16 protein-coding genes and 1 pseudogene are annotated in these 22957 nt (G+C 64.9%); 5 read left to right on the top strand and 12 right to left on the bottom strand.

Features of this window, described 5'->3' with window-relative positions:
- Positions 1-273 precede the first annotated feature (273 nt).
- The gene (locus CAF53_RS11945; protein WP_100238164.1) at positions 274-4929 is read left to right on the top strand and encodes an NAD-glutamate dehydrogenase domain-containing protein; all 4656 of its coding nucleotides are present in this window, start codon (positions 274-276) and stop codon (positions 4927-4929) included.
- Positions 4930-4980: 51 nt separating this feature from the next.
- Here CAF53_RS11945 and CAF53_RS11940 read toward each other — a convergent pair whose 3' ends face one another.
- Positions 4981-5952, bottom strand: coding sequence for a VacJ family lipoprotein (locus CAF53_RS11940; RefSeq protein ID WP_046763488.1), 972 nt, complete (start codon positions 5950-5952; stop codon positions 4981-4983).
- Positions 5953-6212: 260 nt separating this feature from the next.
- On the opposite strand from CAF53_RS11940, the gene CAF53_RS11935 reads away from it, so the two are divergent.
- From CAF53_RS11935 to CAF53_RS11920, 4 genes and pseudogenes are all read left to right on the top strand, one after another.
- Complete coding sequence (locus tag CAF53_RS11935) at positions 6213-6869, top strand: PepSY-associated TM helix domain-containing protein (RefSeq protein WP_100238163.1); 657 nt, start codon at positions 6213-6215, stop codon at positions 6867-6869.
- Positions 6870-6885: 16 nt separating this feature from the next.
- Positions 6886-7413 (top strand): DUF2271 domain-containing protein, encoded by a 528-nt coding sequence (locus CAF53_RS11930; protein WP_046763490.1) that lies wholly within the window; start codon positions 6886-6888, stop codon positions 7411-7413.
- Positions 7414-7427: 14 nt separating this feature from the next.
- Positions 7428-8333, top strand: coding sequence for a DUF4198 domain-containing protein (locus CAF53_RS11925; protein WP_100238162.1), 906 nt, complete (start codon positions 7428-7430; stop codon positions 8331-8333).
- Between the two features lie 101 nt (positions 8334-8434).
- Positions 8435-9306 (top strand): annotated as a pseudogene (locus CAF53_RS11920) (FAD:protein FMN transferase).
- A 275-nt stretch (positions 9307-9581) separates the two neighbouring features.
- On the opposite strand, the gene CAF53_RS11915 reads toward CAF53_RS11920, so the two are convergent.
- The 11 genes from CAF53_RS11915 to CAF53_RS11865 all read right to left on the bottom strand — a co-directional run bounded on the left by CAF53_RS11915 (position 9582) and on the right by CAF53_RS11865 (position 22893).
- Complete coding sequence (locus tag CAF53_RS11915) at positions 9582-10265, bottom strand: Fe2+-dependent dioxygenase (protein WP_100238161.1); 684 nt, start codon at positions 10263-10265, stop codon at positions 9582-9584.
- A complete protein-coding gene (locus CAF53_RS11910; protein ID WP_100238160.1) occupies positions 10259-11020 on the bottom strand; it encodes a tetratricopeptide repeat protein in 762 nt (253 codons plus the stop codon). The genes CAF53_RS11915 and CAF53_RS11910 overlap by 7 nt, the downstream gene beginning before the upstream one ends.
- A 4-nt stretch (positions 11021-11024) precedes the next feature.
- Entirely contained in the window at positions 11025-13526 is a 2502-nt protein-coding gene (locus CAF53_RS11905; RefSeq protein ID WP_100238159.1) for a TonB-dependent receptor, read from the bottom strand.
- A gap of 114 nt (positions 13527-13640) precedes the next feature.
- Positions 13641-14372, bottom strand: a complete 732-nt coding sequence (locus CAF53_RS11900; RefSeq protein WP_242443426.1) for an energy transducer TonB — start codon at positions 14370-14372, stop codon at positions 13641-13643.
- Between the two features lie 178 nt (positions 14373-14550).
- Positions 14551-16935 (bottom strand): TonB-dependent receptor, encoded by a 2385-nt coding sequence (locus tag CAF53_RS11895; protein ID WP_100238157.1) that lies wholly within the window; start codon positions 16933-16935, stop codon positions 14551-14553.
- Positions 16936-17021: 86 nt separating this feature from the next.
- Positions 17022-17285, bottom strand: coding sequence for a ribbon-helix-helix domain-containing protein (locus CAF53_RS11890; RefSeq protein ID WP_046763497.1), 264 nt, complete (start codon positions 17283-17285; stop codon positions 17022-17024).
- A 100-nt stretch (positions 17286-17385) separates the two neighbouring features.
- On the bottom strand, positions 17386-18108 hold the full coding sequence (phbB, locus tag CAF53_RS11885; RefSeq protein WP_046763498.1) for an acetoacetyl-CoA reductase: 723 nt from the start codon (positions 18106-18108) through the stop codon (positions 17386-17388).
- Positions 18109-18142: 34 nt separating this feature from the next.
- Entirely contained in the window at positions 18143-19111 is a 969-nt protein-coding gene (gene hemH / locus CAF53_RS11880; protein WP_100238156.1) for a ferrochelatase, read from the bottom strand.
- Complete coding sequence (locus CAF53_RS11875; RefSeq protein ID WP_197707398.1) at positions 19111-21381, bottom strand: molybdopterin cofactor-binding domain-containing protein; 2271 nt, start codon at positions 21379-21381, stop codon at positions 19111-19113. The genes hemH and CAF53_RS11875 overlap by 1 nt, the downstream gene beginning before the upstream one ends.
- A gap of 39 nt (positions 21382-21420) precedes the next feature.
- Positions 21421-21855: a CoA-binding protein gene (locus CAF53_RS11870; protein WP_100238785.1), complete on the bottom strand. Its 435-nt coding sequence runs from the start codon at positions 21853-21855 to the stop codon at positions 21421-21423.
- A 66-nt stretch (positions 21856-21921) separates the two neighbouring features.
- Complete coding sequence (locus tag CAF53_RS11865; protein ID WP_100238154.1) at positions 21922-22893, bottom strand: Mrp/NBP35 family ATP-binding protein; 972 nt, start codon at positions 22891-22893, stop codon at positions 21922-21924.
- Between the last annotated feature and the right edge of the window lie 64 nt (positions 22894-22957).

The raw sequence follows: 22957 nt of genomic DNA, 5'->3' as shown, positions 1-22957 counted from the left end.
CCGTCCTTTATCGGTTGAAACGGCCCTGCTGCATTGACAGATACGTACCGAAGGCCGATTCCTCGTCTCCATTCCCTTGCATGCTGTTCCGCCATGCTGCGCCGCGTCATAATATTTCAATTTAGCGTAACTTTATTTCCTATCCTGGGTTGAGCCTCCGGACGCAGTGGCGCATAGTGGACGGCATAGGTTGGAGAAGGCCCGTGGCGGTTCCCCGGCGCCTTCTCCGTTCACAGGAAGCGGGGACGGACCCCGCAAGGAAGAGGCAAGCGCATGACGGCACTGGCGGAGCCAAAGGAACTCGACATCTCCATTCGCGACGCGCTGGAAACGGCGCTGGCCCGGGGCGCCCTGCCCGGCGAGAGCGAGGGTTTCGATCATGATGCGGTCCTGGATGCCGCCGCCTTCCTCGCCCGCACCGCCGGCGCCCGCAGGCCCGGTCATGTCGCCATCGCCATGGAAACGCTGGGCGAAGGGATCAGCGGGCGTTTCATGCGGATCGCCATCATCAATGACGACATGCCCTTCCTGGTGGATTCGATCGCCAATGCGCTCACCGCCGGCGGCATCATCATCCACCGCCTGCTGCATCCGGTGCTGTCGGTCGAACGGGACGGCAACGGCCATCTGAAGGCGATATTGGAGGATGATGCCGCCGGGGCCCGGCGGGAATCGATGATCTATATCGAGGCGGACCGTGTTGATGCGAAGGCCCGCCATGCGCTCACCAAGGCGCTGGAGGATACGCTGGAGGATGTCCGCGCCGCCGTTACCGACTGGCCGAAGATGCGCGAGGCGATGGGCAATGATGCCGACACCGTCACCGATGAGGAAGGCGCGGCGCTGCTGCGCTGGTTCCTGGCCCGTCATTTCACGCAGGTCGGCCATGAACGCCGCCGCCGCGACGGCAAGGCGGATGCGCGCATCGGCATCTGCGCGCTGAAGGATCAGGCATTGCTGGCGCCCGCCTCGCTGGAGGCGGCCTTCACCTGGTTCGAGGAAGGCAAGCGCACACCGCTGATCATCAAGTCCAACCGCCTCTCGCGCGTCCATCGCCCGGTGCTGCTGGACCTCATCATCATACCGGTGCGCGAGGGCAAGCGGGTCACGGCCCTGTCCATCCATGCAGGCATGTGGACCAGCGCGGGGCTGGCGACGACGCCGGACAAGGTGCCGTTGCTGCGTTCGGCACTCTCCGCGCTGATGGACAAGTTCAACTTCGACCCGCACGGCCATGCGGGCAAGGTGTTGACCCATGCGCTGACCGCCCTGCCCCACGACATATTGATCGGCTTCGACCGGGAGACGCTGGAACGGCTTGTGCTGACCTTCATGTCGCTCACCGATCGTCCGCGCCCGAAGCTGGTGCTGGGAACGAGCGCGCTCAACCGCCACCTCTATGCCTTCGCCTGGCTGCCGCGCGAGGAACTGACCACGGCGCGGCGCGTCGCGGTGCAGGACATGCTGGCCCAGGCCGCCAATGGTCCGGTGCTCAGTTGGTCGATCGCCCTGGAGGAAAGCGGTCTCGCCCTGCTGCGCATCACGCTCGACCTGCGCGGCGAAGGGGTGGTGCCCGACGAACAGCCGCTCGACCGGCAGTTGAAGCAGATGGTGCGCGGCTGGCTCCCCGCCGTGGAGGAGGCGCTGGCGGAAACCGAGGAAGCGGGCCGCGCCGCCGCCCTCGCCCAGCGTTTCGCGGCCGGTTTCCCCATGGGCTATCGCAACGGCGCTGGCCCGGCCGAGGCGGCGATCGACATCCGTTTGCTGCACGGCCTGTCCGGTCCGGGCGACAAGTCGATCCGCATCTACCGCAACCAGGATGACACCCCCGCACGGTTGCGCCTCAAACTCTACAGCCATGACGCCATCGCCCTGTCCGAAGTCGTCCCGGCCTTCGAGAATTTCGGCTTCCGCGTGATCGAGGAGATGATGACCCCGGTGGATGGCGGCTCGCTGGGCCATGTCCAGCGTTTCGTCCTTGAACTGCCCGCGGGCGGCAATGCCGACACGGTGATCGCCCGCGCCGATGTCGTGACCGAAGCCATTGCGCAAGTCACCGAGGGGGTGGCGGAAAATGATCGCTTCAACGAACTGATCGTGACGGCGGGACTGGACCAGCGATCGGTGGTGCTGCTGCGCGCGCTGTTCCGCTATCTGCGCCAGACCGGCATGGCCTATGGCATGGCGACCTTTGCCGAAACGCTGCGGCGCGAACAAGGCATCGCGCGCCAGCTGATCGAACTGTTCGAGGCACTGCACGATCCGCAGGCGAAGGATGGCGCCGCCCGCGCCGCCGCCGCGCAGCTGGAGATCGAGGCCGGGCTGGAGAAGGTCACGGCGATCGACGAGGATCGCGTGCTGCGCCTGCTGCGCGCCGTCATCACCGCGACGCTGCGCACCAATTTCTACAGCGATACCGCGCAGGAGGCGCTGGCCTTCAAGCTGGACAGCGCGCAGATTCCCGGGCTGCCCGCGCCGCTGCCCTGGCGCGAAATCTGGGTCTATTCGCCACGCGTGGAGGGTATCCATCTGCGCGCAGGGCCGGTGGCGCGCGGCGGCCTGCGCTGGTCCGACCGGCGCGACGACTTCCGCACCGAGATACTGGGTCTCATGAAGGCGCAGCGGGTGAAGAACGCCGTCATCGTGCCGACCGGCGCCAAGGGCGGCTTCTATCCCAAGCAGCTCCCCAACCCGCAGGTCGATCGCGACGCCTGGTTCGCGGAAGGGACCGAAAGCTACCGCATCTTCATCCGATCGCTGCTCTCGGTCACCGACAATATCGTCAAGGGCAAGGTCAGGCATCCGGCGCAGGTCGTCATCCATGACGGCGACGATCCCTATTTCGTCGTCGCCGCCGACAAGGGCACGGCGACCTTCTCCGACGTCGCCAATGCGATCGCGCTTACCCAAGATTTCTGGCTGGGCGACGCCTTCGCCAGCGGTGGCTCCAACGGTTACGACCATAAGGCCATGGGCATCACCGCCAAGGGTGCGTGGATCAGCGTGAAGCGCCACTTCGCGGAAATGGGCGTCGACGTGCAGAGCGCGCCGGTGCGCGTCGTCGGCTGCGGCGACATGTCGGGCGACGTGTTCGGCAACGGCATGCTGCTCAGCAAGGCGATCAAGCTGGTCGCCGCCTTCGACCACCGCCATATCTTCCTCGACCCCGATCCCGACCCGGCGAAATCGTGGGAGGAACGCAATCGCCTGTTCCAGCTCCCCCGCTCCAGCTGGGACGATTATGACAAGGCGCTGATCTCCAGGGGCGGCGGCGTCTTTGCCCGGTCCCTGAAGAAAATCTCCCTCACCCCGGAGGTGCAGGCGATATTGGGCGTGACGGAGAGCGAGATGGAGCCGACCGCGCTCATCGCCGCGATCCTCAAAAGCCCCAACGACCTGCTCTGGTTCGGCGGCATCGGCACCTATGTGAAGGCCGCCGCGCAAAGCCATGGCGATGTCGGCGATCCGGCGAACGACCGGCTGCGCGTCAACGCCGAACAGTTGCGGGTCAAGGTGGTGGGTGAAGGCGCCAATCTGGGCACCACCCAGGCCGCGCGCATCGCCTTCTCGCTGCGGGGCGGACGGATCAACACCGACTTCATCGACAATAGCGCGGGCGTCGACTGCTCCGACAATGAGGTCAATATCAAGATCGCGCTCAACAAGGAAATGACCGAAGGGCGTCTATCCTTCGACGACCGCAACAAGCTGCTGGTCAGCATGACCGACGCTGTGGCCGACATCGTGCTGGAGGATAACCGGCTGCAAGCGCTCGGCCTCTCCATTGCGGAGGCGGGCGGCGCGGCGGACCTTGCCAGCTATGTGCGCCTGATCGAAACCTTCGAGGAATCGGGCCGCCTCGACCGCCAGGTCGAGGGTCTGGCCGCCAACGACCAGTTGCTGCGGCGCGGACAGGATGGCCTGGGCCTCACCCGGCCCGAACTGGCCGTGCTGCTCTCCACCGCCAAGCTCGCGCTACAGGACGCGATCGAGCATGGCGACCTCAGCACCGATCCGTCGATGGGCAGCGAACTCGCCGCCGCCTTCCCGCCTGCGATGCGGAAGAAGGAAGCGGACGCCATCGCCGCCCATGCCCTCAGGAAGGAAATCATCGCCACCAAGGTCGCGAACCGCATCGTCAATCGCCTCGGCCTCATCCATCCATTCGAGCTGGCGGAGGAAGAGGGCTGCTCGATGGCCGACCTGGCCAGCGCCTTCCTGATCGCGGAGCGGCTCTATGACATCCGCAAGCTGTGGGACGATATCGACGCAGCGGACATGTCCGAAGCGGCCCGCCTCGCCCTGTTCGGCGACATCGCCAGCGGCATGCGGGCCCAGATCGCGGACATATTGCGCAGCCTGCCCGCGGGCACGCTGCCCGACGCCGGGCACGCGATCCTGGCCAGCGGAGTCGGCAAGCTGGCGAAACAGGTCGACGACCTCCTCACCAGCGAGGCGCTGCGCCGTGTGAATGCCGTGACCGACGGACTCCTCTCGCTCGGCACGCCGCAGGACCTCACGCGCCGCGCCGCCGGCCTCTTCAAGCTGGACGGCGCGGTCGGCATCGCCGCGCTGGCAGGCCGCCTGTCGGTGGACGAAGTCGCCCTCACCCGCGCCTTCACCCATCTGGGCGAAGCGGTCGGCATCGACTGGGTCCAGTCGACCGCCGCGCGCATGGAACCGTCCGACCCATGGGAACGCCTGCTGATCTCCGGCGTCGCCCGCGACATGCAGCAGGTCCGACTCGACTTCCTGGCCCAGGGCAAGGGCAAGGACATCGCTCATCATGTCGAGGAATGGCTGAAAGCGAAGGGCGCCCGCATCCAGCAGTTCCGCACCCTCGTCCACCGCGCCAAGGCCGCCGCGACGCCCAACGTCGCCATGCTGGCGGAAATCGCCGGACAGGCGCGCGGGTTGCTGGGACGATGAAAAACGCCCTCCTCCGTCCGCTTCCCGCGGACGGAGGAAGGGATGATGGGCCTATTGCGGCACGTCTGCCGTGCCGTCGATCACGTCCTGAGGCGTGATCTTGCCCAGCCCCGGCCCATAGACAGGCACCACGGGTTCGGCGGGCTTGCGTCCATGCAGCGCCTCGATCTCGGCCTCGCGCTGCTTCAGATACAGTTCGCGATAATAGGCATAGGGATTTTCCTCGTCGCGGATCTGCTGGATCGTCTCGTCGAACGCGGCCCGCTCGCCAAGCTGATTGAGGATCGTCGCCGGGATCACATATTTGGGCTGGTTGAACGGCTTGCCCACGGCGAAGGGCACGATCATCTTGTCAACCGTGTCGCCGATGATGTCGCGCAGCGTCGTCGGCCCGACGATCGGCAGATACATATAGGGTCCCGGCCCCACGCCATAATAGCCCAGTACATTGGCCAACCCGTTGGGCCGATGCGGCAGGAAGAAGGGCTTGCGCTTCGCCACGTCGAACAGCCCCGCCACGCCCAGGGAAGTGTTGACGGTGAAGCGCCCGACCGTCTCCATCGCCTTGCCGGGCTTCAGCTCCAGCATATAGGCCAGGAACACCACCGGCTCCTGCAAGTTGGAGAAGAAGTTGCGGAACCCCTTGCGCACCGGCTTGGGCAGACCCTTGTTATAGGCCTTGGCGACCGGTTCCACCACGGCCTTGTCGACCGACTGCACCGCTTCGAAACTCTTGAGGTTCAGCCGCTCCATCGGGTCGCCCGGCGCCGGCCCCGTCCGCCCGGTGACGACGATATCGCCCTGCCGCGCGACCGGGACCGTCGTCGCGTCCGCCGCACCCGGCAGGTTCGGCAGCACCGGCGGCGGGGGCACGACGATGACCGGAGCGGACGCGGCCTGGGGCGCCTCAGCCGGCGTTGCGACAGGTACGGCGGCGGACGGATGTTGCGGCTGCTGCGTGTCGGCCGCCTCCGTCTGCGCGCCCAGCATCATCATTCCAGCGGCGACGGCCGGCAACAGCATCTTTCGGTCCTTTGCGGAAAGTTCCCCTGCGAAACCATGACGGTTCCGTGTCACCCCCGTTTCCAATGGCGGCTAGTTGGGATGATGCCAACCGTCAAGTGCATGACGTCTCGGCTTGGCGCGAACCGCCGTTCGCCCGCCACGTTCCCGCCGCGCCCATACATTTTGTTACATTTTTTGCGGCAGCTCAGGTTTGCAATTGCGAGTCGTTCGCGTTATTCAACGCCCATCATCCACCTCCAGGACTTGTCCCGCTCCCGATGCACGCCCCCGTCCGCGCTCAAAATCCCAGGAAGAAGAGCGCCAAGGCCTTCTGGCTGAAGCAGCTCCACACCTGGCATTGGGTAAGCTCCGCCATCAGCCTGATCGGCCTGCTGCTGTTCGCCTTCACCGGCATCACGCTCAACCATGCGGCCGATGTCGAGGGTTCGCCACAAACCGTCGCCCGATCGGGCACCCTTCCCCCCGCCCTGCTGAAACAGGTCGCGCCCGATGATGCTGGCGCCGATGCACCCGACGTCAAGAAGCCCCTGCCCGCCCCCGTGGCGGCATGGGTGGAAAAGGAAATGGCACAGAGCGGCGCTGGCGTGGCGGAATGGTCGGCGGATGAGGTCTATCTCGCCCTCCCCCGCCCCGGCGGCGACGGCTGGGTGTCGATCGACCGGCACAGCGGCGCGGTGTCCAGCGAAGCGACCAGCCGGGGCTGGATCAGCTACCTGAACGACCTGCACAAGGGCCGTAATGCGGGCGATGTCTGGAAATGGTTCATCGACATCTTCGCCGTCGCCTGCTTCCTGTTCGCCCTGACCGGCCTGGTCCTGCTCTGGCTTCATTCCCGCAAGCGCCCCACCACCTGGCCGCTGGTCGCCATGGGCCTCGCCATTCCGGCGATACTCGCCATCATCTTCATCCATTAAGGGGGATTCTCACCTCATGCAGATCAGCCACAAGATCGTCCTGACGGGTGCCGCCATGAGCGCGGCCGGCGCCATCGCCGCGCCCGCGACGGCGCAGACGCTGGACGTCACCCTCACCCTGCCGCGCCTGTCAGTGGCCGAATATCACCGCCCCTATGTGGCCGTCTGGCTGGAGAAGGAAGGCGCGCCCGCGCGCACGCTGACGATCCTCTATGATGTCGACAAGCGCAACAATGGCGGCGCCAAATGGCTGCGCGACGTGCGCATGTGGTGGCGTGCATCGGGCCGTTCGCTGACCCTGCCCGCCGACGGCGTGTCCGGCGCCACCCGTGCACCCGGCACCCATAAGCTGAGCTTCACCGCGGGCAAGGGCGGCATGCCCAATCTCACCCCCGGCAAATATACGGTCGTGGTGGAAGCCGCTCGCGAATCCGGCGGCCGAGAAGTCGTGCGCGTGCCGCTGAACGTGACCGCCGCAGGGGCCAAGGGCAGCGCGACGGGCCAGTTCGAACTGGGCGCCGTGAACGTCCTGCTGTCACGCTGAAAAGGGGAGAAGTCATGACCGGATTCCGCAAGCTGCTGCTGCTCGCCGCCACTGCTGCCATCGCCGTGCCGCAAATGGCCGGCGCCGCGCGTCCCTGGCTGCTGCCTTCCGAAACCATGTTCGCGGGGTCAGGCAATGAATGGCTGACGGTCGATGCCGCCATTTCCAGCGATCTTTATTATTTCGACCATCCGGGCCAGGACTGGCAGCCGGTGGTGACCGCGCCCGACGGCAGCACCGCGGCGATCGAGAACCGCGCCGTCGGCAAGCTGCGCCAGACCTTCGACCTCGGCATCAAGGCGAAGGGCACATACAAGATCGCCGTCGTCAACGAGATGCTGATGGGCAACTACATGCTGAACGGCGAACGCAAGATGCTGCCGCGCGGCACCACCGCCGCGACGCTGGCAACGGCCGTGCCGCAGGGCGCGACCGACGTGCAGACGGCGACGGCGACGACCCGTATCGAAACCTTCGTGACGGCGGGCGAGCCGGATCGCAAGGTCTTCGCCACGACCGGCAAGGGGCTGGAAATGATCCCCGTGACCCATCCCAACGACCTGGCCGTGGGCGAGCCCGCGACCTTCCAGTTCCTGCTCAACGGCAAGCCCGCCGCCGGGCTGGACGTGGTCGCCGTTCCGGGCGGCATCCGCTACCGCGCCGACCTCAAGCAGATGGATGCGAAGACCGACGCGACAGGCAGGGTGAGCTTCACCTGGCCGGAAGCGGGCATGTACTGGGTCAGCATCAGTTCCGGCGGACGGCGCGGGCCGGGCGGCGAAGGCGGTCCCGCTGGTCCCGGCAACGGCGCATCCGGCGCGGGCGGTCCACAGGGCCAGAACAATCCCGAAGCGCCGCGTCCCATCGGCCCGCCGCAGGACCGCGCGACCTATGCCATGACGGTCGAGGTACAGGGCTGATCGCCGCCTCCCTTCGCATCGCCATCCCGCCCGGCCTGTCGCCCGCCCCGTTCGAAGGACGGAACGGGCTGGGCCGGATCAGCGACTTTGGCGGGCCGACCATGGGCACAAGCTGGTCGGCCCGCATCGTCGATGCCCCCCCGGCAGTGCCGAGGCGATCGAGGCCGTCCTTTCCCGCGTCATCGCGCAGATGAGCAATTGGGAAGCGGCATCCGACATCAGCCGATTCAATGCCACGCCGCTCGGCCAGTGGACGACACTGCCGGACGACATGGCACGGGTGCTGCGTGCCGGGCTGGATGTCGCGCGGCTGTCGGGTGGCGCGTTCGATCCGGCGGTCGGCCGGATGGTCGCGCGATGGGGTTTCGGCCCCGGCGGCGTCACCGGCCTGTCCACCACGCCCCATCACCCCTCCCCCTGGACCGCCATAGAGCTGGACGATCGCCGCGCCCGCCGCACGGCAGATGTAACGCTCGACTTTTCCGGCATTGCCAAGGGTTTTGCCGTCGATGCCGTCACGGCGGCGCTGCATGACCTCGGCGCCCGGCATTTCCTCATGGAGATAGGCGGCGAATTGCGGGGACAGGGTGTGAAACCCGACCTCCAACCCTGGTGGGTCGATGTGGAGGCGCCTCCACATCTGTCCCTGCCGACATTGCGCGTGGCGCTCTGCGGCCTGTCCGTCGCAACCTCGGGCGACTATCGCCGCTTCCGCGAGGAAGGCGGCATCCGCCTTTCCCACAGCATCGATCCGGCCACCGGTGCGCCCATCGCCAACGCCGTCGCCTCGGTCACGGTACTGCACGAAAGCGCGATGTTGGCCGACGCCTGGGCGACCGCGATCACCGTCCTGGGCGCCGATCGCGGCATGACGCTCGCCACCCGCCACGGCCTCGCTGCAATGCTGATCCGGCGAACGGCATCAGGCGGTCAGGAATATATGACACCGACGCTGGCCGCGATGCTGGAATGACCGCATGTCCTCCCTCGCGGTCATCCAAAGCTTCAGCCGCCCGGACCAGAGGATAGGTGACCCAATGGCAACAGGGGCCCCGAAATCCATCCTATTTCTCCACAGCAGGCGGATTTACCTGTCCTATTTCGCGCCCACCGGCCTATCCCGCCTCGCTCTTTGAAACATCCGATCGATCACGCCCTTGCGCCTACGCGCGCCCAGGCACGCGCGCGCATATGGTGTGAACTTCGGCGTGAAAATGGCCGAAACCCAAGTGATCAGGCTTCCCGCGATCAGGCGTCGGCCCAGCGCCGCAGCAGATTGTGATACACCCCGGTCAACCGGATCACCTGCGCATTGTCATGCCCCAAATCGACCGCCAGCGCCTGGATGCTGCTGTCGAGGTCGAACAGCATCTGCCGCGCCGCATCGTCGCGCACCATGGATTGCAGCCAGAAGAAGCTCGCCACGCGCCGCCCGCGCGTCACCGGCTCCACCCGATGCAGCGAGGAGGACGGATAGAGCACCGCATGACCTGCGGGCAGCTTCACCCGCTGGACGCCGAAATTGGTCTCGATGGTCAGTTCACCGCCGTCATAGCTTTCCGGTTCCTCCAGGAAGACGGTGATCGACAGGTCCGACCGCACGCGAAAACCCGTTCCCGCCTGAATTCGCACGGCATTGTCGACATGGGTGCCGAAGGCCTGCCCGCCCGCATAGCTGTTGAACAGCGGGGGAAAGACCTTGAGCGGCAGCGCCGCGGCAATGAACAGGGGCGATCGGCCCAGCGCGTCCAGCACGATCTGCCCCGCTTGCTTCGCTTCGGCACAATCTTCGGGCAGTTGCAGATTGCGCTTGGCCAATGCCGATTGATGACCGGACGTGACATTGCCGTCGACCCATTGCGCCGCCTCGATCAGCGCCCGGACACGCCCCAAGGTACCAGCGTCGAGCAGGTCGGGAATGACGGTCAGCATGTCGGTATCTCCTTGTCCAGCAAGACGGCAAGCGCCGTCTGCCGCCACTGGTCATCACTCGATCGGCGCAGGAAATCAGCGGCCTTGTCCATGAAAGCGGGTATCGCCGTTTCCCGCACCCGCCCGAGCCAGACCAGCGCCTCGTCCATCGCGCCATCCTCGGCCAACAGGCGCGCCAGATTGAATGCCCCGCGAAAATCGCCGCCCTCGGCCGCGATCCTGTAGCAGCGCAAGGCTTCGCCCCGGTCGGGCGCGACGGCCCAGCCATCCTCATGGAAGCTGCCGATATAATTGGCCGCCTTGGCCCCGATCGGGCCCGGATCGGACGCCGCCCTGCGGAACCAGTCCAGCGCCGCCTCATGCTCGTCCCGCAAGGCAAGCTGGGTGGCGTAATTGTACATCGCCTCGGCCAGTCCCCGACCGGCCGCGACGCGATAGCATTCCATCGCCCGGTCCGGATCGACGGCCACGCCCCAGCCCAGTTCATAGCAACGCCCGACCATGTTGAGCGCGAACATGTCATGGCTGGCGGCGGCCCGGTTGAACCAGCCAAAGGCTGCCCGCGGATCGGCGGGCAGTTCGACCCCATCCAGCAGTATCTGCCCCAGCAGGAGCTGCGCCTGCGTCACGCCCCCCTCCGCCGCGACGCGGATCAGCGCGACGCGATCCGCCCCCGGCTCCGCCAGCCGCGCGGCGAGTGTGTCGGCACTCATCGCGCTCAATTCGGCCAGCGAAGGCAGGGATGGTTCGGTCATCGCATCAATATTTGATGCTGAGCGTCGCAAAGGCCGACCGGCCCGGTGCGAGCATCGCATAATGGTTGCTGTAGGCCTGGCTGAAATAGCTCTTGTCGGTCAGGTTCTGAACATTGACGGAAAGACCGATCTTCTCGTTGAAATCATAGCTCGCCCGGGCATCGAAGCGCCAGTAACTGGGAACGGAGCGGGCGATGATCTTCGTAGCCGGACTGACCGTGACCACCCCCGCGCTGTTCTGCGTGGCCGTGCGGTTGTCCGCATAGCCGCCATAGACCCGGCTCATGTAGAAGGCGCCGCCGCCGACATTCAGCTTGGGCAGCACTTCCACATTGGTCCACAGCGAGAAGCTGTGTTTGGCGGTCTGCGGGAACTGGCGGCCGGTGTTGACCGATTCCACCAGAACGGTCTTGGCCGCCTGTCCCGGAACGGCCGCCGCGGTCAGCGCGGTGAAGCCGCCCTCGACGATCTTCGCGTCCATATAGGTGTAACCGCCAAAGACGCTCCACTTGGGCAGGATTTCGCCGTTGAAGCCGAATTCCACGCCCTTGATCCGGCGTTCGCCGATGAACTGGATCGTGTTGTCGGCGCCGGTCACGCGGGCATTTTTGGTTTCCGTGCGGAACAGTGCGACGTTCAGCGACAGGCGCGAATGGAACAGGTCCGCCTTGGCCCCGACTTCGTAGCTCTTGGTGCGCTCGACCTTCAGCGTTTCCTCCGCAGCGGCCCGCAATGCGGCGATGGCGGTGGCGGTGTTCGCCGGGGTCGTGGTGGTGGCGATCGTGCCCAGCGAATTGCCCTCCTGCCCTTCGCCGATCAGGCTGTTGGGCGGCGTGGCCGAGGTTGCGTAGGAGGCATAGAGGCTGGTGTTCACGGTCGGTTTGAACACCGCACCTGCCTGCCAGTTGAACACGCCGTCGTCGCGGCTGACGGTCGGGGACACGCCGTTGATCACCGGCAACGTCACCTTCGAATGATAATCGTCATAACGCGCGCCCAGATTGACGATCAGCGACGGGCCGATGCTGATCGAATCGAAGGCGTAGATCGCCTTGGTATGGGCGTCGTTCTGCGTTTCCTGTCCCGGCGTGGTGCGGGTGATCGGGCCGGTGGCGGCATAGTTGCCGTTCACATAATTGACCCAGGGATCGGACGGGTTCGGGTTGAACAGGCTGGTGCAATCGAAGGTCGCGACCTGCGCCACGCTGCACGAGGGACCATTGGTGGTGCCGGTCGAAAAATGGCGCGTGGTCACATTATAGGTGCCGCGACGCGCCTTTTCCCAACTGAGTTCCGCACCGGCGGAGAAGCTGTGCTCGATCGCGCCGGTGTTGAACTTACCGAACAGATCGATCTGGTTTGTCAGCGTGTCGACCGCACCATAGCGGGTGTTGGCACGGCGCCAAACCTGACCGGTGTTGAAGACGTTGCCCTGGCTGTCATCGGGCTGGGTATAGATATAGGCCTGGTCGTTGCGGCTATAGCGCGCCGTGTTGCGCAACGTCACGCCGCCGAAATCATGCTGCGCGCGGACGGTGAACTGATCCGTCTTGCTCTTGCGGAAGTCGCGATCCTTCAGGCCATAATAGGTGTCGCGGCCGACATGTCCCTTGGTGCCGTTGGCCAGGGTCACATCGCCGACGGCCGGCTGCGAAAAAGTGAAGCCGGTGGGCGCATTGCACACGGTCGTCGAACAGGCATAGGTGTAGGGAATGCCGCTGTCGGGCAGTTCATCCGTATCGAGATGATACCAGGAAAGCGTCAGTTGCGTCGGCGCGTTCAGGCCGATGGTGAGCGAGGGAGCCACGCCCCAGCGCTTCTGCCAGATGGCGTCGCGTCCGGCCACATCCTGGTCATGCCACATGCCCGCCACGCGGAAGGCGATGGAATCCGTCAGCCGGTAATTCAGGTCCGCCGTGATCCGCTTATAGTCCGCGGTGCCATAGGACAGGTCCATGGCGGCGAAATCGCGGTCGCGGGGAAGCTTGGTGATGATGTTGAGCGATCCGCCCGCGCTGCCGCGCCCGCCCAGCGAACTGTCGGAACCGCGCACCACCTGGATCTGCTCGACGGCGAAGACTTCGCGCGACTGCGCGGAGCTGTCCCGCACACCATCGACATAGGTGCTGCCCTGGCTGTCGAAGCCACGGATGAACGGACGGTCGCCAATCGGATTGCCGCCCTCCGCCGCGCCGAAGGTGATGCCGGGCACGGTACGAAGCGCGTCGACCAGCGTGGCCGAGCCCGTATCCTTGATGACATTTTCGCTGACGATCGCAATCGAGCGGGGGGTATTGATCAGCGGCGCGGTCGCCTTGGGCGAAATAATGTCCTGATTATAGCGGCCGTTGACGATGATCTGGCTGGCGTCCGCCTGTTGGTCGGCAGCCGCGCCAGACATGTCCTCCGCCCTGTCGACCGCCAGTGCAGGGCTCGAAACCAACGCCCCCACACACCCCAAGGCCAGGAAGGCCGGTGTCGTGCGGCGGCGATTGTCGTCTTGCATGGTGATGGAGCCCCTATTGCCTAATCTTCTTGGGTTCCAGTTATTGCGACGCGTTCGCATAGTCAAACACTATTGCGAAACAAAATCATTTTGCCGACGGTGCCACTGCCGGGCTTATTCCCTGCGCAAGACGAAAGGAATTTCGACGATTCCCCTGACGCGAACGGCTTGCCCATCGCGGATCATCGGTTTCCAACGCCAACCGCGCACGGCGTCGCGCGCCGCATTGTCCAGTCGCGGGAACCCGCTGCTCTGCGTCACGGTCATGCTTTCCACCGCGCCATCAATGCCCAATGTCAAATCGAGTATCACCGTTCCCTGTTCGCGCTTGCGACGGCTTTCGATCGGATAGCGAGGCGGCTTTCCGGCGACCATCTGCGTGCCGATATCCCCTCCCTGCACAATGTTCGGGGCGACAGTTGTGGCCGTCGCGGCAACGGGCACCGGAACGGCGACGGGCGATGCGGAGGGAACGGGCACTGGATCGGGCGTGGTCGCGACGGCAAGGGTTGGCGGCACGGGCACAGGCACCAGCGGCGGGGGCGCGACAATCTCAGGCCGCGACGGCGGCGGCGGGGCTTCGGCGACGGGCGGGGGTGGGGGCGGCGAGAGGTTCACGACCGAGAGACGCACCTCCTTGAAGCGCGGGACATGCTGGCGCGCCTGCACCAGCGCCGTGATCAGCGCCGCGTGGACCAGGATGATGAGCATGACCGCCGGCACATGGACCGTGCGCCGCACGCCGTAGCGAGAGACAGGAAGATCGGACTGCGGAACGAGATAGGCAGAAGCCGGCGCCGGCGCAGCCGGGGATGGGACGATCAGTTCGTCCGCAGCATCTTCCATCACCCTATCCGCTGAACGAAACATGGCAGATTCCCTTTGGCCGGGTCATAACGCTAATAGTAATGCGACTCATTCGTATATGAAAATAAGACGGGTGGCGACCCGAGGAGGAGAGGATTGTATCGCCACCCGCCCATATCCCCCGGCAAGGGACGAATGCCGGGGGGAAGGAGGACAATCAGAGCTTGTAGCCCAAGGTCAGCACCCAGGACCGGCCCTCACCGGGATTGGCCCAGCCATTGTTGCGGATGCTCGTATAATATTTCTTGTTGGTGAAATTCTGCACGTTGAGTTGCGCCGACAGATTCTCCGTGATCGGATAAGACAGCATCGCGCGATGCACCGCATAGGAGTCCGACTTGAAGAGCGGCACGATCGCCGTACTGTTCGCCACCAGCGGCGTCGCAAGAGCCCGGTTGGTCAGGAAGAAGCTGCCCTGGTAGGTCAGCCCATAGCCGATCTGCAGCCCGAACGGAAAATTGTAGGTGGTGAACAGGCTGCCTGAATACCGCGGCGTGTTGGTCAGTTGCTGGCCGCGCTGCGGATCGATCACCGACGGATTATTGCCGCAGCCATTGGTCGTGGCCGAGACAGCCGGTGTCCAGGGATTGGCAAGGCAATGGTCCGAAACGCTCTGCAACACCTTGCTGTCGAGATAGGTATAGTTGGCGAAGATCGTCCAGCGCGACGTGATATTGCCCGACGCGCCGAGCGTGACGCCATTGACCCGGTTCCGGCCGTCGCCCACCGGCAGGTTGCCGACGAACGGGTCATTGGTCGCCACCCGATAGTTGGTGCGTTCGTTGCGGAACAGTGCCGCCGTCAACTGAAGCTGGCTGTCGAACAGATCGACCTTGGCGCCGATCTCATAATTGCGCGCCTCTTCGGGTGACAGATCGCAGGGATCGTTGTTGAAATTCGCCGCAGCCGCCAGGCCGCAGCCCGACCGCACGCTGGTCGCCGTCGGATTCTTCGAATTGCCATAGGCAATATAGAGGCTGGCATTTTCGACCGGCTTATAGACCAGCCCGACGCGATAGGAGAAGAGATGGTCCTTCGCGACCTGACCGGCGCCGGGGGTGGAGGCACCTCCCAGGGCAGGCGTGGCGATGGTGTCGGACCGGAATTTCCCGCGATTATATTCGTAGCGCAGGCCGCCATTCAGTTCGAGCTGATCCATCAGCTTGACCACGCCGAAGGCATAGGCCGCGACATTGAACAGGTCGCCGTCCTGGTGGCCGGTGCGGATCCTATTGACCGGCCCGCTATAGTCCGTCGCCGTTCCGATGGCGATCGGATTGAGCGTCGGATTGGGCGTGGCGCCATTGGCGTTGCGCAGCACATTGCCGCTGTCGAGCGCATAATCCTCCTGCATGGCGGAGGTGCCCAGCACCAGCCTGTGGCCGCCGGGAATGTCGAAGGTCAGATCGAGCTGGTTGTAGAGCGCCTGGTTCTCGGAAAAGCGGAAATTACCGCGCGGACCGCCGGGGTAATAGGTGCCAGGCACCTGTCCCGCCGCGCAGGCGATACCCGCCTGGGTCAGGCCGCTCGACAGGCAGTAGCTGCCCGCCTGCGGCGGATCGACCACCAGATTCTGCTCGACCCGCTGCCAGCGCGAGAGATTGCGGATGGAAAGAAGATCGCTGAACCTGTGCTCGAAGATGGCGGTGGCCTGATCGACCGTCTGATCCTGACGGTCGATATTCCTGTAGCCGAGATAGGCGCTGTAGGGCACGCCCGGCAGCGGACCGTCATAGATGCCGTTCTTGTAATAAGGCACGCCATAGAGCGGCGTGTTCCTGTCCTCCTGATGGACATAGAGCAGTGTCAGGGAGGTAGGACCGTCCACGCCCAGCTTAACCGACGGTGCGACGCCCCAACGCTTGTAATGATCGACCTGCCGTGCGGGCACATCATTTTCGTGGACCATGGCGTTCAGGCGCACCGCGATCCGGTCATTCACCCGGACGTTGCTGTCGATCGTCGCGCGATAATAGTCGGATGTGCCGACCCCCGCCTGGATCAGCGTTTCGTCATCGGCCTTGGGCCGCTTGGTGACGAGATTGATATTGCCGCCGATCGCACCCGAGCCGCCATAGACGCTGTTGGCGCCGTTGGTGACTTCGATCTGCTCCAGATTGAACGGATCGGTGCGGCTGTACTGAGCGCTGTCGCGCACGCCGTCGATGCTGATGTCGGTGTTCGCACTCTGGCCGCGCAGGTTGATGCTGTCGCCATAGCCCCCGCCACCCTCGCCGGCACCGAAGGTGATGCCCGGCACGGTCGCCAGCACATCGCGCAGCGTCAGCAGATTCTGTTTCTGGATCGTCTGGTTGCCGATCACGGTGATGGTCTGCGGCGTGTCCAGCAGCGGCCGGACATATTTGGGCGATTCCGCCTTCTCGACCTTCACTGCCGATTCATCGATCGCCGTGTCGGTGACCGTCATCCCGCCGAGCTTGGCGCCCTGCGCGCCGTCCTGCGCCTGAACGGTGGAAGCGAAGGCCATGGCACTGACGCAACCAAGCGCCAGAAAGGAAGAATGTGACATTGCTTTGGACATGGAAACAGAACCCCTTTTCTCTATTCCGGGACATCTGCTATTGCGACTCGTTCGCATAGTCAATGCTATTGCGAATAATTATTATTTTATGGCCGCATATTATCCCTGAAAAGCCAGCACCTTATCGCGCTGGCCAGATTGGGGGGATCGTCCGCCGCCATGCGTGCCACGTCGATACGCGCGATCAGCGCATTGACAGGCAAGCCCTCGCGCACGGCGGCCGCGCGGAGGGCTTCCCAGAATATCGGTTCCAGGCTGATGGCGGTCTGATGGCCCGCGATGGTCACGCTACGCTTGACAGGCGGCGCGAAGAGCGCCGCCGAAGCGCCATCTTCACGTTCAGCCGACATCGCGTTCAGGGGGAACCGAAAAGGCGGATGTTCGAACAGGGGAGCCCGGAAAATCGCCGTGTACGGGCTCGTCCCCACTGCATGTCGACCAACCCATCCATCAATACATATGCTGGCCGCCGTTGATCGACAGCGTGCTGCCGGTCACGAAGCCGCCATCCTCGCTACAGAAGAAGGCGACGCCTCGCGCGATTTCATCGGCATGGCCAAGACGGCCGACCGGGATCTTGGCGACGATCTTTTCCAGCACGGCGGCGGGCACCGCGGCGACCATGTCGGTGTCGATATAGCCAGGCGCGATGGCATTGACGGTCACACCATATTTCGCGCCTTCCTGCGCCAGCGCCTTGGTGAAACCATGGATGCCGGACTTGGCGGCGGCATAGTTCACCTGACCATATTGGCCGGCCTGGCCGTTGATCGAGCCGATGTTGACGATGCGGCCCCAACCCCGCTCACGCATCCCACCGAAGGTTGCCTTCGCCATGTTGAAGCAACCGCCCAGATTGATGCGCATCACCTCGTTCCAGTCGTCGAAGCTCATCTTCGCGAGCACGCCGTCGCGGGTGATGCCCGCATTGTTGACGACGATGGAGATCGGCCCCAGCGCTTCTTCCACCTGCGCGCACCCGTCCAGACAGGCCTGGTGATCACCCACGTCCCATTTGAAGGAGCCTATGCCGGTCCGCTCGGTAAAGGCCTGCGCCTTTGCCTCATTGCCGGCATAATTTGCCGCGACCGTATAACCCATTTCCTTGAGCGCCAGGCTGATTGCCTCGCCGATACCACGCGTCCCGCCCGTGACGATTGCAACTTTGCTCATATCGGCTCTCCTTAAAAATAGTGACGGACGAAACTCACCTCTCCAACCAGCCGGCCAGTTCGCGACGGGCCAGATTCTCATACAGGTTCATAGCGTCCCGTGACGCGTTCAAACAACTCAAATGGACAAATTTATGACCACCGGCGGCGATAAAGTCCGCTTTGGCTCGAATAGCGATTTCCTCTACGGTCTCCAGGCAATCCGCGGCAAATCCGGGCGTCAGCACCGCGACCTTTCCGACGCCTTGGCCGGGAAGTTTCCTCAGACTGTCATCCGTCGCCGGTCCCAGCCATTTCGCCCGGCCGAAACGCGACTGGAACGTCACCCGTACTTCGCAGCCCAGCGCCTCCCCCAGCAATCGCGCCGTTTCCACGCACTGGTCGCGATAGGGATCGCCCAGCAGCCGCGTCCGCTCCGGCATGCCGTGGAAACTGGCGATCAACAGGTCGGGCGCGAAGTCGAGCGCGGCCAACTGAGTCAGTGTGGAGGCGCGCAACGCCTCGATATAGGCTGGGTCCGCATAATAGGGCGTAAGGGTACGAATGGCAGGCTGCGCGCGCATCTTGCGTAGGGCTTCATAAGCCGCATCCAGCGCCGTCGCGGTCGTCGCGCCGCAATATTGCGGATAAAGCGGCGCCAGCAGGATACGGTCGCATCCCGCGGCGACCATGGCCTCCAGTCGCGAGGCGATGGAGGGATTGCCATAGCGCATCGCCCAATCCACGACCAGTTCGGGCAAACCCTGCTGGAGCGCCGAAGAGATGGCACGGGTATAGACCGCGAGCGGAGAGCCATGCTCCATCCACACCTGTCGATAGGCATGGGCCGACTTGCGCGGCCGGGTCATCAGGATCGGACCACGCAATATCGGCTGCCAGAGCCATTGCGGTAATTCGACCACGCGGGGGTCGGAAAGAAATTCCTTCAGATACCGTCGCACGGACGCTGTGTCGGGCGCGTCGGGTGTACCAAGATTGATGAGGAGGATGCCGATCTTGCCCATTATCCCTCCATCAGCAGCGGCAAGTTGCGGAAACGACGCCCGGCCGTGGTGAACAGCGCGTTGGCGATGGCAGGTGCGACCAGGGGCGCGGCCACGTCGGTCAGACCCGTGGGCGGCGCGGTACTGCGGATCAACTCGACCGTGATCTCGCCGATGTCGCCCAGCCGGGGCAGCCCCATGCGGCCCAATATCGCGCGGGTCGGCATGCCCTTGGCATAGGGTATGGCTGCCCCCATGGCGAGCGCCAGCCCATGGACAAGCCCGCTTTCGATCTGTTGCCGGGCGATGTCGGGATTGACCTGTTCCCCGCCATCGACGGCGGCGATGATCCGGCCGACCTGTAGCTTGCCCTCGGAAATCCCCGCCTCCGCCATGACGGAAATATAGGCACCGTTGATCCTGTGCGCGGCAAGTCCCTGCCCGCTCCCGGCGATCCCGCCCTGCCAGCCGCCCATGGCGCCCACGGTCGCCAGGCAATGCGCCAGACGCGGATTGCCGCCCAGCATCTGGATGCGGAAGGACATCGCCTCGATCTGCGCCTGATGCGCCATTTCGTCGATGAAACTCTCCGTAAAGAAGGCGCCGTGCAGATGCGCATTGGCTCGCGCGAAACCCAGCGGCAGGCCGATCTCGGCGGGGAAATGCTCCACTGCCCAATTGGGCACGGCATAGGGCAGTTCCATGCCTGCCACCGCCAGCCGGCTCGAAACGCCGGCCGTGTCCGCAATCGCCTCGTGCGGCAGTCTGTGATGGGCGATACGCGCCCAGGTCTGCGCCATTGCGCAGGGCGCAGCGACCTTGGCAGACCAGATTTCGATCGCGCCGTTGCGGCCGAGCTTGCCCGCCATGCGCGCATGGGCTGGCGCGCTGGGCCGGTCCTGGATCACATCCTCCAGCCGCGACCAGAGCAGTTGCACCGGCCGCCCCATTTCGCGGGACAGCAGCGCCGCCTGCACGCCCGGCTCGAAATCCATCCGACGCCCATGACCGCCACCGGCATGCAGCGGATAGAGCGTCACCGCCCCCACGGACAACCCCAACGCTTTCGCAATGGCGGCACGCGCTAGGCCGGGCGCCTGGCTCGCCATCCAGACTTCCGCACCTTCGTCGCCGATCCGCGCCGTCGCGCACATCGGCTCCAGCCCCAGATGCAGCCCCGGCCGCACCTTATATTCGCTGGCAAGGATCGCCGCGCCCTGAGCCAACGGCTGGACATCGCCCTGCGCATAGAGCCGCTCGCCGGAGGATGCGGCAAAGGCCTGCTCCAGCGCCGCTTCCATGCCCCCGCTGTCGACGGGCGTACCGGCAAGCTCGAACACCGGATCGGCCAGGTCCAGCGCCTTGTTCGCCGCCCACCAGTTGCTGGCGACCGCCGCCACCCAGCGTTCCTGCCGGATGATCTTGAGGAATCCGGTGACGGATTTCGCCGCGCCCTCATTGACGCTTTTGAGGACGGCATCGCCGATCGGTCCCTGCCGGATCGAGGCAAAGACCATGTCCGGCAGGCGGATGTCGGCAGCGAAATTATGGCTGCCATCGATCTTGGAAGGCGTATCGAGCCGCGGCAGTTCCTGCCCGGCCAGCCTGTCCGCATCCGTCTGACGGAAGGGCAATATGTCGGGCAGGTCATAAGTGGCAGCATCCTCCACCACCTCCCCGATCTTCAGCCTGCGCTGGCCGCCGTCGGAGATGATGCCGTTCTGGATATCGCAACTTTCCCACGCCACGTCCCAGCGCGCCGCCGCCGCCTTGCACAGCAGCACGCGCGCCGCCGCGCCCGCCTCACGATAGGCCTGGTGGAACATCGGCAGGGAAGTGCCCGCCCCCGTCAGCATCAGCGCGCGGCGGGTCGCATATTGGTCGATCGTCCAGTCGCCCGCCTCCCCGGCAAGGCGGCTCCAGTCATTGGCCAGCCATTCGCGCGCCAACAATGTGTTGGCATAGAGCGGGCTGACCGGCGCGCTCTGCACGCCGACCGTACGCCAGTCGGCACCTAGTTCATCCGCCAATATCTGCGGCAAGATGGTGCTGATTCCCTGTCCCATCTCCGTTTGGGGCACGATGACGATGACCTGCCCGGCCCGGTCGATCTTGAGGAAGGCGTTGAAGGCGGTCTCGCCCGGCGCGGTATTGAGATTCGGGCGATAGGCCCTTGGCCACACCGCCCAGGCCAGCAGCAACCCCGCGCTCGCGCCCCCGCCGATCAGCAGCGTGCGCCGGTTCAAACCTCTTGTCTTCTGCTGACCCAGCTTCCGCGGTGCGCGCCCCATAGCCCCGCTGATAAAGAGGCTTGGGACGACTGGAAAGCCTTATTGCGCGTCAATCGGCGCAAGTTGGAGGCGACGTATCTCGATCGCCGGACAACGGTCCATCACGACCTTGAGCCCCGCGGTCTCGGCGCGGGCGGCGGCGGCTTCGTTCACCACGGCCAGTTGCATCCAGACCGCCTTGGCACCGGCGGCAATGGCATCGTCCACCGCCTCGCCCGCCGCCTCGCTTCGGCGGAAGATGTCGACCATGTCGATCGGCACGCCGATGTCGGACAAGCGCGCCCAGACGAATTCGCCATGCACATGCTCGCCCGCGATCTGCGGATTGACGGGCAACACACGATAGCCATGGTCCTGCAAGGTCTTCATCACGCCATAGCTCGGCCGGTCGGGCCGGTCGGAAATCCCGACCAGCGCGATGGTGCGGGTTTCATTCAGCAGATCGGCAATGTCCTGTGCGTCGGTCAACGGCATGATATCACCCTCCAATGGCCTTTCGACATGGGAAGGACGCGGGAGGGACGCAAGCCGTTCCCCCCTTCAAAACTTTGCTTGAGGCCGCAGCCACGCCGCTACCTTTTCCGCGATCGCGCGGAAGGCGGCGCCATGCACATCGTCGCCCGCCGCGGGAGGATCGCCCGCGTCGGACCGGCGACGAATGTCGATCGCCAGCGGAATCCGGCCGAGGAAGGGCATGCCCATCTCGCCCGCCGCCGCCTCCGCGCCGCCCTGCCCGAAGGGGTCCGACACCTCTCCGCAATGCGGGCAGGCATAGCCCGCCATATTCTCGACCAGACCGATCATCGGCACCTGCGTCTGCTCGAACAGGCTGACCGCGCGGGTCGCGTCGATCAGCGCCAGGTCCTGTGGCGTGGAGACGATGACGGCTCCAGCAGGCTTGTGCTTCTGCACCATCGAAAGCTGCACGTCGCCCGTGCCCGGCGGCATGTCGACGATCAACACTTCCACTTCCCCCCAGTCCGCCTCGACCAGCTGGGCCAGCGCATTGCCCGCCATCGGCCCGCGCCAGGCCAGCGCCTTGCCCGGCTCGACCAGATGGCCCATCGACAGCATCGGAATGCCGAGCGGGCTTAGCACCGGGATAAGCTGCTTGTCCTTCGCCTGCGGCTTCCTGTCCTCGCTGGCCATCAGTCGCGCCTGAGACGGGCCGTAAATATCGGCATCGACCAACCCGACCCGGATACCCAGCCGTTGCAGCGCGACCGCCAGATTGGCCGAAAGCGTCGATTTGCCGACGCCCCCTTTGCCCGAAGCGACAGCGATGATCTTCATCGGTTTGCGCTCCGCCGTCATCGCGATACGCACGTCGCTGACGTCCGGCAGGTTGAGTGCGCCCTCGCGGATCGCCGCGGCGACGGCATCGCGCTGCTCCAGCGACAGGCCGGCCACATCCAGCACCAGCGACATCACGCGGTCCTTGACCCGCGGCGCGCTGGCGCGACCGTCGGTCAGTATTTTCAGGCGGGCGGCAAAATCTTCAAGCTCGGTCATGGGAGCGCCATCTAATGGCTTTCGACCTCCGGTTAAACCGGCCGGCCCCCTTTTTTATCCCCCG

The sequence above is a fragment of the Sphingobium sp. LB126 genome, assembly GCF_002795205.1.
GTDB classification, from domain to species: domain Bacteria; phylum Pseudomonadota; class Alphaproteobacteria; order Sphingomonadales; family Sphingomonadaceae; genus Sphingobium; species Sphingobium chungbukense.
The sequence above is the reverse complement of the archived record's forward strand: the minus strand, read 5'-3'. Positions and strand labels throughout refer to the sequence as shown.

Bases quoted from the DNA above. Each gene is read 5' to 3' on its own strand.
- CAF53_RS11900 (WP_242443426.1), bottom strand. From the start codon at position 14,372: ATGGAAGATGCTGCGGACGAACTGATCGTCCCATCCCCGGCTGCGCCG.
- CAF53_RS11875 (WP_197707398.1), bottom strand. From the start codon at position 21,381: ATGGGGCGCGCACCGCGGAAGCTGGGTCAGCAGAAGACAAGAGGTTTG.
- CAF53_RS11935 (WP_100238163.1), top strand. From the start codon at position 6,213: ATGCACGCCCCCGTCCGCGCTCAAAATCCCAGGAAGAAGAGCGCCAAG.
- CAF53_RS11865 (WP_100238154.1), bottom strand. From the start codon at position 22,893: ATGACCGAGCTTGAAGATTTTGCCGCCCGCCTGAAAATACTGACCGAC.
- CAF53_RS11895 (WP_100238157.1), bottom strand. From the start codon at position 16,935: ATGTCCAAAGCAATGTCACATTCTTCCTTTCTGGCGCTTGGTTGCGTC.
- CAF53_RS11910 (WP_100238160.1), bottom strand. From the start codon at position 11,020: ATGACCGAACCATCCCTGCCTTCGCTGGCCGAATTGAGCGCGATGAGT.
- CAF53_RS11890 (WP_046763497.1), bottom strand. From the start codon at position 17,285: ATGTCGGCTGAACGTGAAGATGGCGCTTCGGCGGCGCTCTTCGCGCCG.
- phbB (WP_046763498.1), bottom strand. From the start codon at position 18,108: ATGAGCAAAGTTGCAATCGTCACGGGCGGGACGCGTGGTATCGGCGAG.
- CAF53_RS11945 (WP_100238164.1), top strand. From the start codon at position 274: ATGACGGCACTGGCGGAGCCAAAGGAACTCGACATCTCCATTCGCGAC.
- CAF53_RS11905 (WP_100238159.1), bottom strand. From the start codon at position 13,526: ATGCAAGACGACAATCGCCGCCGCACGACACCGGCCTTCCTGGCCTTG.
- hemH (WP_100238156.1), bottom strand. From the start codon at position 19,111: ATGGGCAAGATCGGCATCCTCCTCATCAATCTTGGTACACCCGACGCG.
- CAF53_RS11940 (WP_046763488.1), bottom strand. From the start codon at position 5,952: ATGCTGTTGCCGGCCGTCGCCGCTGGAATGATGATGCTGGGCGCGCAG.
- CAF53_RS11870 (WP_100238785.1), bottom strand. From the start codon at position 21,855: ATGCCGTTGACCGACGCACAGGACATTGCCGATCTGCTGAATGAAACC.
- CAF53_RS11925 (WP_100238162.1), top strand. From the start codon at position 7,428: ATGACCGGATTCCGCAAGCTGCTGCTGCTCGCCGCCACTGCTGCCATC.
- CAF53_RS11930 (WP_046763490.1), top strand. From the start codon at position 6,886: ATGCAGATCAGCCACAAGATCGTCCTGACGGGTGCCGCCATGAGCGCG.
- CAF53_RS11915 (WP_100238161.1), bottom strand. From the start codon at position 10,265: ATGCTGACCGTCATTCCCGACCTGCTCGACGCTGGTACCTTGGGGCGT.